The following is a 13202-nucleotide window of genomic DNA, read 5'->3' as shown; positions in this document are numbered from 1 at the left end:
GTCGGCGGCAGGATGGCGGCATGCCTTCCGTGCTCGACCTCGCGCCCGTCGTCCCTGTCGTTGTCCTGGAGGACGCTGCCGACGCGGTGCCGCTCGCACGGGCGCTCGTCGCGGGCGGGCTGCCGGCCATCGAGGTGACGCTGCGGACGCCGGCCGCGCTCGACTCGATCCGGGCCATCGCGGCGGAGGTGCCGGACGCGGTGGTCGGGGCCGGCACGGTGATCTCCCCCGCCGGGGTGGCCGACGCGGTGGCGGCCGGAGCGCGCTTTCTGGTGAGCCCGGGGTGGACGGACACGCTGCTGGACGCGATGAAGGGGGCCGGGGTGCCGTTCCTGCCGGGGGTCTCGACGACCTCGGAGGTCCTGGCGCTGCTGGAGCGTGGCGTGACGGAGATGAAGTTCTTCCCGGCGGAGGCGGCGGGCGGTACGCCGTACCTGAAGTCCCTGGGCGCCCCACTCCCCCAGGCCCGCTTCTGCCCGACGGGCGGCATCACCCTTGCTTCGGCACCGTCGTACCTGGCCCTCCCGAACGTGGGCTGCGTGGGCGGCACCTGGATGCTCCCACCGGCCGCCCTGGCCACGAAGGACTGGACCCGGGTGGAGACGCTTGCCCGCGAGGCGGCGGCGCTGCGGCAGTAGGGGCGCGGGGCCGCATGGGGTGCCGGGGCCGGGCCGCTCCGGGGGCGGCGTTCGGGACTGCATGATTTAGCCGCACACCAGCGCCCTATGTACGACGCCCACTCCCTGCGCACACATCACGCTTTACGTCCCGAACACCACCCCCTGCGCGTCCCGCCCCCTCCCGCCGGTGAGCGAAGTGCGGGCCGCCCGGAGCCGGCTGCCTTCCCCCCACCCCCCGAACGGCAGGGTGCCGCGCCACGACGCACGGGAGGGGGCCGGGGCCGTAGGGAGCGGTGTTCGGGACGTAAAGCGTGATTTGTGGGCTGGACGCCGGGGAGGCTTTCAGGCACCCCCGCGACGCGCCTAAATCATGCAGTCCCGAATGCCGCTCCCGTAGGGCCCGGCCCCCGGAACGATCACACCCACCCGCACCCAACGGTTCACCCGCCCACCGCCCCGCACCCGCCCCCGCTCACCGCAGGTGCGACGTGTCGTTCAGCAGGCGCAGCGACGCGTTGCCGTCCGCGTAGTACGCCACCGCCGACAGCGACGCCGCCGAGAGTTCCATGCGGAACAGGGACTCGGGCGGTGCGCCCAGCGCCAGCCGTACCAGCGTCTTGACCGGCGTCACGTGGCTGACGACCAGGACCGTGCGGCCCGCGTAGCGGGCGATCAGCTTGTCCCGCGTAGTCGACACCCGCCGCGCCACGGTGGCGAAGCTCTCGCCGCCGCCCGTCGGCGCCGCCTTCGGGGAGGCCAGCCAGGCGTCCAGGTCCGTGGGGTACCGCTCGCGGACCTCGGCGAACGTCAGGCCCTCCCAGGCCCCGAAGTCCGTCTCGCGCAGGCCCTCCTCGATGCGTACGTCCAGCCCGAGCCGCGCCGCCACCGCGTCCGCCGTCTCGCGGCAGCGTCGCAGTGGCGAGCTGACGATCTCCTGTACGGTGCCGCGCGCGGCCAGGGTCGTGGCGACCGCCTCGGCCTGGCGGCGGCCGACCGCCGACAGCTCGGGGTCGGAGCCACCGCTCCCGGAGAACCGCTTCTCGGGGGTGAGCGCGGTCTCGCCGTGGCGCAGGAGCACGAAGGTCGCGGGCGTACCGAGGTCGGCGGAAGCGCCCCAGCCCACGGTCGCGGCGGCCGGGGCGGGCTCGGCCTCCGAGGCATCGGGCAGGGTCAGCGGCTCGGCCACCGCGCGCCCCAGCGCCGCCCGGGCCCTGGCCGCACCGGCCACGGCGTCGCCCACCACGCGCGGCGGGGCGGAGGCACGGGAGTCCAGGTCGGCCGTGGAGGCCGACGCCTCCCACTTCTTGCCCTTCTTGCCCGCGTCCATCGCCTCGTTGGCGAGCCGGTCGGCGTGCTTGTTCTTCTCGCGGGGGATCCACTCGTAGGTGACCCGGACGCGCGGGAAGACTGTCGCGGCCTCGGCCGCGAGCGGCTTCATGTCCGGGTGCTTGATCTTCCAGCGGCCGGACATCTGCTCGACGACGAGCTTGGAGTCCATGCGGACATGGACGGTCGCGTCGGGTGCGAGCGCGTGCGCGGCGCGCAGGCCGGCGATCAGGCCCTTGTACTCCGCGACGTTGTTGGTGGCGACGCCGATGTACTCGGCGGCTTCGGCGAGCGTCTCCCCCGTGTCCGGGTCGAGGACGACCGCGCCGTAACCGGCGGGGCCCGGGTTGCCCCGGGAGCCGCCGTCGGCCTCGATGACGAGGCTGCGTCCCATGGCTACAGGCCGGACTCGGACGTACGGACAAGGATGCGGCGGCAGTTCTCGCACCGCACCACCGTGTCGGGTGCGGCGGCCCGCACCTCGTTGACCTCGGTGATGTTGAGCTCCAGCTGGCAGCCCTCGCAGCGGCGCTGGTAGAGGCGGGCCGCGCCGACGCCGCCGGACTGGACGCGGAGCTTCTCGTACAGCTTCAGGAGGTCGGCGGGGATGGTCGCGGAGGCGACCTCGCGCTCCTTGGTGACCGTGGCGACCTCGCCGTCGATCTGCTCGAACGCGGCGTCGCGGCGCGCGGTCGCGTCGTCGGCCTTGGCCTGGACGGAGGAGACGCGCTCGGTCAGCTCGGCGATCCGCTCCTGGATGGACTCGCGGCGCTCCATGACTTCGAGGACGACGTCCTCCAGGTCACCCTGGCGCTTGGCGAGGGAAACGATCTCGCGCTGGAGGTTCTCCAGGTCCTTGGGCGACGAGACGGCGCCCGAGTCGAGGCGCTGCTGGTCGCGCACGGCGCGCTGGCGGACCTGGTCGACGTCCTGCTCGGCCTTGATCTGCTCGCGGGCGGTGTCGCTCTCCTCGGTCTGCGCGGCGACCAGCAGGTCACGAAGCTGCGCGAGGTCCTTGGTGAGCGTTTCGATCTCGGCGTGCTCGGGGAGCGAGTTACGCCGGTGGGCGAGCTGGGACAGGCGCAGGTCGAGGGCCTGTACGTCGAGGAGACGGATCTGGTCGGCGGGCGCGGCGTTCAGTTGGGGGCTCCAGAAGAATCAAAGGGGGCGCGCGAAGCGCTCGTCGGAAGGGCGGTGGTGGGGGCGTGGTGGGAGGTCCAGGGGTCGGTGACCGTCTTCGAGACGTGGACGCGCAGGTCCCATCCGTGACGGTCGGAGATCTCGTCGAGCTGTGCGGCGGCCTGCTCGCACCAGGGCCACTCGGTGGCCCAGTGCGCGGCGTCGATCAGCGCGAGAGGGGTGTGTTCGCGGGCCTCGGAGGCCGGGTGGTGGCGCAGGTCCGCGGTGACGAAGGCGTCCACGCCGGCCGCCCGTACGTCGGCGAAGAGGCTGTCGCCGGAGCCGCCGCTGACGGCGACGGTGCTGATGAGCGCGTCCGGGTCACCGGCGACGCGGATGCCCTGCGCGGTGGCGGGCAGCCGGGCGGCGACGCGGGCGGCGAAGTGGCCGAGCGTTGCCGGGGGGTCGAGCTCGCAGACGCGGCCGAGGCCGCGGCGGCCCTCGGGGTCGGTGGGGTCGGGGACCAGCGGCCCGGTGACCCGCAGGTCCAGCGCTCCGGCGAGGGCGTCGGAGACGCCGGGGTCGGCACTGTCGGCGTTGGTGTGGGCGACGTGCAGCGCGATGTCGTTCTTGATGAGGGTGTGTACGGCGCGGCCCTTGAAGGTGGACGCCGCGACCGTCGTCGTACCGCGCAGGTAGAGCGGGTGGTGGGTGACGAGGAGGTTCGCGCCGAGCTTCACCGCTTCGTCGACAGTCTCCTGGACCGGGTCGACGGCGAACAGGACCCGGGTCACCTCGGCGTCGGGTTCGCCGCAGACCGTACCGACCGCGTCCCAGCTTTCGGCCCGCTCGGGGGGCCAGAGGGCGTCGAGTGCGGCGATGACTTCAGACAGACGGGGCACGCAGACAGGTTACCTGCGCCGGGTGCCCCGCCCACCATGGCGTACGCGGCTGCTCGACCGGGCCCTACGTGAGCCTGGGCGCGGCCTTGAGCTCGGTCCTGCCCATGGCGTGGGTGAGGGTGCGCGGGAACTGGCCGGCCTTGGCGTCCGTGCCGTACGCGGCGGTCTTGGCTGCGGCGTCGCCGAAGTCCTTGCCGCCCTGCGCCACGGCCTTCTTGTCGCCGCTGTCCTTCTGCTCGCTCTTGGTGTCGGTCGCGCCGCCCCCGCAGGCGGTGAGGGCGAGCGCCGCGGCCACGGAGAGGGAGACTGCGGCGGCACCGCGGCGTCGTACGGACATCAAGAGCTCCTGCACAGGACCAAAGGTTAGGTTCGCCTTACTTATCGTCACCGGCGCATCACCCAGCACACCCGCTTCCGTCATCTCAGGGGAATCAGATGACGGCCACCCTTATGTGTGAAGTGGGCGGTTGCATGTTGTTCGGCAGGAAGTGCGAAAACTAGCTTCGGTCGTCGGAGGTGATGGCCCGATGACGGCCTGTGCCATCGAGACCGCGGCTGACGGCGACGCGGTGAGTGAGGCGGTGTTCACGATCGCCGCTGACGGTTCCTACGCCGCGCGGCTGGCCGGCGCGGGAGACGCGCGGTTCCCCGAGCGGTGGACGCTCGACGGCCCCGAGCCCTACGCCGTGCCGCTGCCCGCCGACCAGCCCGAGGAACCGGACACCGGACTCCTGCCCCTGACGGACGGGCGGGTGCTGATCCACCGGCGGCAGGGAGGTGCCTCGCACGCCTTCGGCAGCGGCGCGGGGCGGCACTCCTTCTCGCTGCTGTACCCGACGGGACCACGCACCGGCGAGCTGCCGATGGGAGCGGTCGAGTGCGAGCGGCTGGAGCTGCTGCCGCCGGCCCCGGACGGCTCGCGTGCGTACGCCCTGTCCGTGGGTGAACTGTCCACGACGGTGTGGCTGGTGGCGGGCGGCGCCTTCGGTCCCGAGCACGTCGCCGAGATCTCGGGGCGCTGCTCGGGCGGCGTATGGCTCGACCGTACGGGACGGATGCTCGCCCTGGACCGGGAGGCCGACGGGGTGACGAAGGCGGTGGCGGTCGACCTGGAGCGGGGCGGGGAGGTGACGCCGCTGCTGCAGATCACGGAGGGCAGCAACGACCGGCTGCTGCTGGCGGATCCGGACAGCGGGCTGCTGCTGATCCGGTCGGACGCGCCGGGGCACGACCGGCTGGGGTGGGGTGTGCTGGGGAGCATGCTGCCGGTGCGATTCCCGGAGTCGCTGGCGCCTGCCGACTGCGCGGTGACGCCGTTCGCGGTGCAGCCGGGGCAGGTACTGACGCCGGAGAGCTGCGCGGTGGCGCTGCGGATCGAGGGGGCGGCGGGGAGCTGGGTGGGCGTGTGGCGTCCGGCGGGGCGGAGGCTGCATCACCTCGCGCCGCCGCAGGGGTGGTTGGCGGGGGCCGGGCTCTGGACGCGCGAGGGGGTGCTGCGACTGCCGTACGCGACGGGGGCGGTGAGGTGTGGGGTGGCTCGGATCGAGGCTCCGGAGGATGCGGTGATCACTGAACCCGCACAAGTGGAACGCGCAGGTGGGGAACCGTTTGCGGCTCCGGACACTCCTGTGGTGTGCAAGCCCGTACCGCTCCAGCAGGCGCCCCTCACCGGGCGCGGGGCACGTGGTTAGACTCGGGCCCCGGGACTGCGCGGTCGTTGCGACTGAACGCCGGTGGTGACGGCGGGGCGGGCCTTGCACCACTTGAAAGCGATCGCAGCGATTCCAGGGGATCTCCCAACATGTCTGAAGCCCGAACCGACACGACCCAGACGCGGCCGCAGCCTTCGGCCGCCGAACGGGACGACGCCGGCCACCGCTCCGGTAGGCACCGCGGAGGTGCGGCCACCACGGAGGACTCCACCGCCCCGTCCCACGGCCGCCACCGCCGGGCGTAGGGGGGGCGGAGCGCTTCCTGTACGGGGCTCCGCCCCGGACTCCGCTCCCCAAACGCCGGAGGGGCTGGACATTGCCGCTCAGCAGTCAATCCAGCCCGCCCGGCGTTTGGGGACACGCCCGCAGGGCCCCTGCCGCCGCCCTCACCCCCGCTTCAGGCCCAGTACCTCCGCCGCCCCGAACGTCTCGTTCGCCGGGCGGTCCTCGAAGTACGGTGACAGCCGTTCCGTCAGCTCCTCGTACGAGAAGACCTCCTTCGCCGTGTCGAACTTGGCTGCCACCTTCGGCCGTTCCATGACCGCGACCATGCCGCCGTGGACGACGAGCAACTGGCCGTTGACCCTCCCGGCCGCAGGCGACGCGAGGTAGCCGACCAGCGGGGACACGTGCTCGGGCGCCAGCGCGTCGAGTTCGCCCCCCGCCGGCTCCGCGAATCCGGCGAACACGTCCTCGGTCATGCGTGTACGCGCACGCGGGCAGATCGCGTTGGCCGTGACGCCGTACCTTCCCAGCGCCAGCGCCGTCGACGTCGTCAGCCCGACGATGCCGCCCTTCGCCGCCGCGTAGTTGGGCTGCCCGGCCGATCCCGCCAGGTACGCCTCCGACGAGGTGTTGACGATCCGCCCGTAGACGGGGGCGCCCGCCGCCTTGGAGCGTGCCCGCCAGTGCGCCGCCGCGAAGCGGGTGGTGTTGAAGTGGCCCTTGAGGTGGACGCGGATCACCGAGTCCCACTCGTCCTCGGTCATCGAGAAGACCATCCGGTCGCGGAGGATGCCCGCGTTGTTGACAAGGATGTCCAGCTTTCCGTACGTATCGACGGCCAACCGGACCAGCGCGCCCGCCTGTTCATGGTCCGATACGTCGCCGAGGTGGGCCACGGCCCGCCCGCCCGCCGCCCGGATCTCCGCGGCGACCTCCTCGGCAGGAGCCGCCGATGCCTCACCCGAGCCGTCGCGCCCCGGCTGCCCGTAGTCGTTGACGACGACGCTCGCGCCGAGCCGGGCCAGTTCCAGGGCCTCCGCGCGGCCCAGGCCGCGGCCCGCGCCCGTGACGATCGCGGACAGCCCGTCGAGCGGCAGTGCCGGTGACGGTGGCAGTGACATCCGTGGCCCCCTCAGATCTCGATGCACGTACGCAGGGCCTCGCCCGTACGCATCTGGTCCAGGGCGTCGTTGATCCCGTCCAGCCGCACCCGGTGGGTGATCAGGCCCTCCAGGTCGATCCGCCCGGCGCGCCACAGCGCGATGGCCCGCTCGTACGAACGGAGCACGTCCCCGCCCCCGTACATGGACGGCAGGATCCGCTTCTCGTCGAAGAACAGCTCGAACATGTTGAGCTGGAGGAAGTCGTCCATGGCGCCCGCGCCGACGACGCACAGCGTGCCGCCGCGCCGCGTCGTCTCGTACGCGGTGCGGGCCGTGGCCGACTTGCCGACGACCTCGAAGACGTAGTCGAAGCCCTCGCCCGCCGTGACGCGCTGCTTGGCGTCGGCCAGCTCGTCCGGTGGGACCGCTTCCGTGGCGCCGAACCTCAGCGCCGCCTCGCGCCGTGAGGCGACCGGGTCGACGGCGATGATCTGGGCCGCGCCCTGCACCCGGGCGCCCTGGATCGCCGAGATGCCGACGCCGCCGCAGCCGATGACGGCGACCGAGGAACCGGCCTCCACCCGCGCCGTATTGATGGCCGCGCCGAGCCCCGTCGTCACGCCGCAGCCGATGAGGGCGGCGATCTCGTACGGCAGGTCGTCGGGGATCGGGACGGCGCAGCCCGCGTCCACCACCACCTCCTCGGTGAAGGTGCCGGTGCCGGCGAAGCCGAAGACGTCACCGCCGCGGCGCTTGAAGTTCGGCGTGCCCGCGTTCATGAGCCCGGCGAGGCACAGGTGCGTCTGGCCGCGCTTGCAGGAGGGACAGGAGCCGCACGCGGGCAGCCAGCAGACCAGGACGCGGTCCCCCTGGCTGAACCCGGTGACGCCGTCGCCGATGTCGACCACCTCGCCCGCGCCTTCGTGCCCCGGTATGAAAGGGGCGGGCTGCGGCAGTACGCCGCTCATCGCGGAGACGTCGGAGTGGCACAGTCCGGTGGCCCGGACGCGGAGCTTGACCTTGCCGGGGCCGAAGCCCACCGCCTCGACGTCGTCGAGGACTTCGAGCTTGTCCTGCCCTATCTCGTGCAGTACGGCTGCGCGCACGGTACGGCTCCCTTCACGGGCCTCAGGGGATCAGGGGGATCAGGTGTGTACGACGGTGGTGTCGGCCAGTACCGGCGCGTCGTCCCTCTCGACAGCCGTGACGGACACCTGGACGCGCCCCGGCGACTTCCACATCCGCAGGTGCAGGGTCTCGCCGGGGAAGACGACCCCGGCGAAGCGGGTGCTGTACGCGTTCACGCGCGCGACGTCGCCGCCGAGCACGGTGTCGACGACGGCCTTGAGCGTCATGCCGTACGAGCACAGGCCGTGCAGGATCGGCCGGTCGAAACCGGCGAGCTTGGCGAACTCCGGGTCGGCGTGCAGCGGGTTCCAGTCGCCGGACAGGCGGTAGAGCAGCGCCTGGTCCTCGCGCACGTGCCGCTCGACCTCCACGTCCGGCGCGTGCGTGGGCTGTTCGATGCGGGCGGACGGTCCGCGCTCGCCGCCGAAGCCGCCTTCGCCACGTACGAAGATCTGGGTGTCGCTGGTCCACAGCGGCCCGTCGTCGTCGGCGGTCTCGGAGCGCAGCACGATGACGGCGGCCTTGCCCTTGTCGTACACCGCCTGGACCTTGGAGGTCTGCACCGCGTTGCCCCTGACGGGGATCGGGCGGTGCAGCTCGATGCGCTGGCCGCCGTGCAGGACGTGGGCGAGGTCGACGTCGATGCCCGGCGCGGAGAGGCCGCCGACCACGGCCATGCCGGCGCCCGCGACGGTGGCGAAGCTGGGCAGGACGTGCAGCCGGGATTCGAGGGTGTAGCGCAGCTCGTCGGGGTCGGTGGCGGGCGTGCCGGCGCCGAGGCCGAGGTGGTAGAGCTGGACGTCCTTGTGGTCCCAGGCGATTTCGGCGCTGCGGGGTTCGGCTGCGACGGCCTTTGCGGCATCGATGGGCATGGGGATGCTGCTCCTTGATGGATGGAAGACCCCGGCGCGGCCGTCCGCACCGTCGGCCGCACCGAGGTCGTGCGGGACCGGCCGCGGACCGCCCGTTCTAGAACGCGTTCTAGGCCGATGGAGCCTATGTATAACGCACGCCCCGGAAGTTGTGAAGACAGCTCACTGACGCACCGTCAGGCGGCGTCCGGGTCCTTGCGGTCCTGCCACCGACCTGGACGGCGCCCGCTCCGCCCTCTGCGCTCGGTTTGTGGTGCGGCGGTGTGGAGCGGTCTCCACCGTCGGCGGGGTTAGCCCGCCGACGGGTGCGGGCGCCGGTTGAGGGTCGGGTGGCGTGGTGCCGTCGTTGATGGCCGCGTTGGAGGACAGGGAGAACGCGTGCCGCTCCAGGGCTGAGGATCCGAGGCGACCACAGCGCATTACGGGGAGCTACCAATTCCGGCCTCGTCCGGCTATATTCTGCGCGCGACACTGCACTGAGCTGGTCTTCTCTGTGGGGTGGCCAGCTTTGATCGTGCGAGTGCGAAGGTCGGCCTGTGGGTACAGACGGCGATGCCGTGGGCGCTGTTGCGTGGGACGGGGCCCCGTCCGAGCGGTGGCAGCAGGTGTGGGGTCATCGTGAACACTTGCTGAAGGTTGCCCGGCGGCGGTCCATGAGTGCGGAAGACGCCGAGGACGCTGTGCACGAAGCGATGGTTCGGGCGGCGGAGCGCGCCAACGTGGACAACGAGCGGCTTGGCGCGTGGCTGACGACAGTCACGGTACGGCTGTGCATCGACCGATTGCGACAAGTCACTCGGGAGGCCGAGGTGCACACCCGTGCGGTCCTCGGCGCCCCTGGCCTGCCCCACGTTGAGGAAGCGGTGTGCGACCGCGCAGAGGCGAAGTGGCTCGCCAACCGGAGCACAGACCTTCCGGAACGCCAGCAGGAGGTGCTGAGCCTCAGGGCGCAGGGCTTGGCCGTTGCGGACATCGCGCAGCAGACAGGACTCAGTTACCAGGCGGCCCGGTCACTGCTGGCCAGGGCGCGAAAGACGCTGCATACCGTGCTGGCGGGGACGCTGGCCACCGGCATCTGGGCGTGGCGCAGCCGCCCGTGGACGGTGGTTGGTAGTGGGCAGACAGCGACCGTGGCGTCCGCAGCAGCAATACTGGCGGTTGCGGTTCTCGGCCTGTCCACGCTGGTCCAGGCCAAGGCGCCGGAGGCGCCCGACGTCCTTCCCTACGAAGCACCTCTTCGAGCTGGTGCGAACGCTCCCTTCACGGGCAGCTCCGCAGAGCACAGCCCGCCCATGCCGCTCACGGACCATGGTGGAGGAGGTGTTGCGCTGACGGGTGCCGGCCCCGAGCGGTCCAGCGCGCCGACCTTGGTTCCGATGAACCGGTCGGATACCTCTCCTGTCCCTACGCTTCCGAAGGCCTCGCAACCGACTCATCCCGCGATGCCGCAGCCGACCCTCCCCACGCTCCCGGCCGCTCCGCAGCCGACCCTCCCCACGCTCCCGGCCGCTCCGCAGCCGACTCTGCCCACGCTGCCCGAGGCGTCAGCCTTGCTCGCGCATGACACACCTGCCGCGCCGCAGGAGCGGCTCCGCGTGGACGCCGTCTCTGCTGTATCGGCAGACGTACCTCCCACGTCGCCGCTCCAGTGACGCCACACTGAGATCCGCGCACCTCTCCCACAGCCCAAAAAATCTTCTCTCGCGCGACGCACGCGCTGCTCCTCCCCGTAGAAGCAGATGAAGTCTCACGCTGCCGCGGCCACGTGGCGGCGCACCGGAGGGGAGGCGGGGTGCCAGACCATGCGGCCTTCCGGCTCCACCGAGCAAGGGAAGGAAGCCCGTGCTGAAGCGCATACTTCTATGTTTTTGGATGGGCATGTCAGCGCTGCTGGCAACAGCCCAGCCGGCGTCGGCTCACGAGCTGGGCTACAGCGCCGTGGACAACGGCGAGATTCGCTGGTGGGAGTACACCAGGTACGACACCGAAATCGCACACGCACACAGCACGTGGGATGCCCTCGGTCACATCAACATCGCGAAGGACGACTTGTTCACCGTCGAGGACCTGGAGTGGAACGACGCAGACCGCTGCGACGTCACCTGGGCCGGACTGTACGACTACGACCTTGTCTTCGCAGACGAGGTGTACCTCAATGTCTGCAATTTCAACAAATACAACTATGACCTCTTCATGCGCAAAGGCACCGCCGCCCATGAACTGGGGCACGCGCTCGGGCTCGCTCACAGCTATGAAGGCCAGCTCATGAACAAGTGCTCGGCCTGCTCTGGCGTCAACACCCCGCAATCGCACGACAAAGCCGACTACAACGACCTTTGGGGCTGATGAGATGAAAACCCTTTTTGGTGTGCGTCACCCTTGGCGGTCCACCCTCACTGGTCTCGTCGTCGCTCTTGTCCTCGCTCCCGCTGTAGTTGGATGCGCGCAGCAGAAGAGCCGCACGGCTGAGGTCGATCAGGTCACGGACGTAGCCAATCCGCGTGCGCTCGCGGCCATAGCAGATTCGATCTTCATCGGTGTCGTCGAAGAGCAGGTCGGGACCGAGAGCCTCGGCCAAGTTCCCGAAACGCAGTATCGGGTCAGGGTCAGCCAGCGACTGAAAGGGCCTACCGGCGACGAGGTAATCGTCAACCAGCTGGCAGGCGAACGCCCGGACGGGAGCCGCTTCTCCGTCGAGGGCGACGAGCCCCTACAGCCAGGGCAGGAGTACCTGTTCGCTGCGCGTACTCACCCCAACGGTAAATGGCAGACCGTTGCGGACGTGCATGGCACTCGCGAGATCGGCTCTGCAGCGGAACGCAGCGAACTCGCGACAACCTACCGCGATGCGATAGCGAATCCCCTCCGCCCTGAGGAGATGTGGAAGCGCAAGCCGGGAACGCCGAGCGAATGACGAGCTGTTGGCCGCCGATCACGGGGCACGCCTAAGGTTGGCGGCCAACAGTGGCTGAGAACTCCGGAGCATGGAGGCGCGGCGGGCATGAGTTCGGGCGCGGCGCCTGCCGCTCTGCCCTGCCTATACGAGTTGGAGGGCAGATCTAATGGGGGTTCTGGCGATCAGGCCGCGGGTATGAGCGTGTCGCGGTAGCGGGCCTGGTGGTTGCGGGTGAACTCCTGTTTCTCGTGCCAGGCCCAGTAGGTGTCGAAGTCGCCGTTGCTGCGCAGGGCACGGAGTTTCAGGACGGCTTCGGCGCCGGAGAGGCCCCAGCGGGCACCGGTGATGTCGAGCCGGTCTTTGACCAAGTCCTTGGACCGCCACGCCGACCCGGACGTGGCGAACAGAGCGATGATCCACTGGTAGTCCGGCGGCATCACCGTCACATCGCCCACGGCCTCCGCCGCCAACAGCGCCTCGGCCACATCGGCTGGCCCGGACGCCTCCGGGCCAGCCGCATCACCCGCGACCGCCGCCGACGGACCGTCCGCCAACACCGCCTTCACCGACAAGATCTGCACCCTTTGAAGATTGCGGACAACGGCCGGGGGCGTAGGCTCCGACCAGCCCGTAGGCACCGACCTGACCGATCTGGAACTGGAGCCCACCCCGTGATCAGAGTCCTCCTCGCCGAGGACCAGGGCATGATGCGCGGCGCCCTCGCCCTGCTGCTCGGCCTGGAGGCGGACATCGAGGTCGTCGCCCAGGTCGCCGCGGGTGACGAGATCGTTGACGCCGCCCTCGTCTCCCGCCCCGACGTGGCGCTCCTGGACATCGAACTCCCCGGCCTCAGCGGCCTCGACGCCGCCGCGCTGCTGCGCGACGAGGTCCCCGACTGCCGGGTGCTCATCCTCACCACCTTCGGCAGGCCCGGCTACCTGCGGCGCGCGATGGAGGCGGGCGCGGCGGGCTTCCTGGTCAAGGACGGCCCGGTGGAGGAACTGGCCGCGACGATCCGCCGGGTGCTGACCGGTGAGACCGTCATCGACCCGGCCCTCACGGCGACGGCCCTCAGCTCCGGGCCGAGCCCGCTCACCGCGCGCGAGTGCGACGTACTGAACGCGGCGGTGGACGGCGCGACCGTCGCCGACATCGCCGGGAAGCTGCACCTGTCGGAGTCGGCCGTACGGAACCACCTGTCGTCGGCGATCGCCAAGACCGGCACGCGCGACCGCATGGAGGCGGTACGCGCGGCGAGGCAGCAGGGCTGGCTCTGAGCCCTCGCGTTACGTGCCGAGC

Annotated in this window: 13 protein-coding genes and 2 pseudogenes; 7 read left to right on the top strand and 8 right to left on the bottom strand. The window is 71.1% G+C overall.

The features are described from left to right. Nucleotides 1-20 precede the first annotated feature (20 nt). The gene (gene eda, locus J7E91_RS22105; protein ID WP_214907498.1) at nt 21-638 is read left to right on the top strand and encodes a bifunctional 4-hydroxy-2-oxoglutarate aldolase/2-dehydro-3-deoxy-phosphogluconate aldolase; all 618 of its coding nucleotides are present in this window, start codon (nt 21-23) and stop codon (nt 636-638) included. Between the two features lie 454 nt (nt 639-1092). On the opposite strand, the gene J7E91_RS22100 is transcribed toward eda, so the two are convergent. From J7E91_RS22100 to J7E91_RS22085, 4 genes and pseudogenes are all read right to left on the bottom strand, one after another. After that, nucleotides 1093-2340 (bottom strand): bifunctional RNase H/acid phosphatase, encoded by a 1248-nt coding sequence (locus J7E91_RS22100; RefSeq protein WP_214907496.1) that lies wholly within the window; start codon nt 2338-2340, stop codon nt 1093-1095. Between the two features lie 2 nt (nt 2341-2342). After that, nucleotides 2343-3086 carry a zinc ribbon domain-containing protein gene (locus tag J7E91_RS37085; RefSeq protein WP_214907578.1) on the bottom strand — a complete coding sequence of 248 codons (744 nt, stop codon included), beginning with the start codon at nt 3084-3086 and terminating at the stop codon, nt 2343-2345. Further along, complete coding sequence (locus J7E91_RS22090) at nt 3083-3967, bottom strand: Nif3-like dinuclear metal center hexameric protein (protein ID WP_028811260.1); 885 nt, start codon at nt 3965-3967, stop codon at nt 3083-3085. The genes J7E91_RS37085 and J7E91_RS22090 overlap by 4 nt, the downstream gene beginning before the upstream one ends. A 73-nt stretch (nt 3968-4040) precedes the next feature. Then, nucleotides 4041-4304, bottom strand: a pseudogene (locus tag J7E91_RS22085) (iron-siderophore ABC transporter substrate-binding protein); the annotation flags it as partial. A 190-nt stretch (nt 4305-4494) separates the two neighbouring features. Between J7E91_RS22085 and J7E91_RS22080 the strand changes: the two are divergent. Beyond that, nucleotides 4495-5658, top strand: coding sequence for a hypothetical protein (locus tag J7E91_RS22080; RefSeq protein WP_214907495.1), 1164 nt, complete (start codon nt 4495-4497; stop codon nt 5656-5658). Between the two features lie 110 nt (nt 5659-5768). Continuing rightward, nucleotides 5769-5924, top strand: coding sequence for a hypothetical protein (locus J7E91_RS22075; protein WP_214907494.1), 156 nt, complete (start codon nt 5769-5771; stop codon nt 5922-5924). Nucleotides 5925-6065: 141 nt separating this feature from the next. Here the strand turns inward: J7E91_RS22075 and J7E91_RS22070 are convergent, their stop codons facing one another. Genes J7E91_RS22070 through J7E91_RS22060 form a run of 3 tightly spaced genes read right to left on the bottom strand, consistent with a single transcriptional unit; the run spans nt 6066 to nt 9007 of the window. Continuing rightward, complete coding sequence (locus tag J7E91_RS22070) at nt 6066-7025, bottom strand: 3-oxoacyl-ACP reductase (protein WP_214907492.1); 960 nt, start codon at nt 7023-7025, stop codon at nt 6066-6068. Between the two features lie 11 nt (nt 7026-7036). Beyond that, the gene (locus J7E91_RS22065; RefSeq protein ID WP_214907490.1) at nt 7037-8113 is read right to left on the bottom strand and encodes a Zn-dependent alcohol dehydrogenase; all 1077 of its coding nucleotides are present in this window, start codon (nt 8111-8113) and stop codon (nt 7037-7039) included. Nucleotides 8114-8152: 39 nt separating this feature from the next. After that, entirely contained in the window at nt 8153-9007 is an 855-nt protein-coding gene (locus J7E91_RS22060) for a MaoC/PaaZ C-terminal domain-containing protein (RefSeq protein ID WP_214907488.1), read from the bottom strand. 536 nt (nt 9008-9543) lie between these two features. Here J7E91_RS22060 and J7E91_RS22055 point away from each other — a divergent pair. The 3 genes from J7E91_RS22055 (at nt 9544) to J7E91_RS22045 (ending at nt 11921) form a co-directional block, all read left to right on the top strand. Next, complete coding sequence (locus J7E91_RS22055) at nt 9544-10659, top strand: sigma-70 family RNA polymerase sigma factor (protein ID WP_308376896.1); 1116 nt, start codon at nt 9544-9546, stop codon at nt 10657-10659. Between the two features lie 190 nt (nt 10660-10849). After that, complete coding sequence (locus J7E91_RS22050; RefSeq protein ID WP_214907484.1) at nt 10850-11353, top strand: matrixin family metalloprotease; 504 nt, start codon at nt 10850-10852, stop codon at nt 11351-11353. A gap of 4 nt (nt 11354-11357) precedes the next feature. Continuing rightward, nucleotides 11358-11921, top strand: coding sequence for a hypothetical protein (locus tag J7E91_RS22045; RefSeq protein ID WP_214907482.1), 564 nt, complete (start codon nt 11358-11360; stop codon nt 11919-11921). 164 nt (nt 11922-12085) lie between these two features. Here the strand turns inward: J7E91_RS22045 and J7E91_RS36145 are convergent. After that, nucleotides 12086-12271: pseudogene (locus J7E91_RS36145) on the bottom strand (ISKra4 family transposase); the annotation flags it as partial. Nucleotides 12272-12574: 303 nt separating this feature from the next. Between J7E91_RS36145 and J7E91_RS22035 the strand changes: the two are divergent. Then, nucleotides 12575-13180: a response regulator transcription factor gene (locus J7E91_RS22035; RefSeq protein ID WP_308376895.1), complete on the top strand. Its 606-nt coding sequence runs from the start codon at nt 12575-12577 to the stop codon at nt 13178-13180. Nucleotides 13181-13202: the final 22 nt, after the last annotated feature.

This window comes from Streptomyces sp. ISL-99 (genome assembly GCF_018614005.1).
In the GTDB taxonomy this organism is placed as follows: domain Bacteria; phylum Actinomycetota; class Actinomycetes; order Streptomycetales; family Streptomycetaceae; genus Streptomyces; species Streptomyces flavidovirens.
Note: the sequence above shows the minus strand (reverse complement) of the source record. Positions and strands in the feature narration are given on the sequence as shown.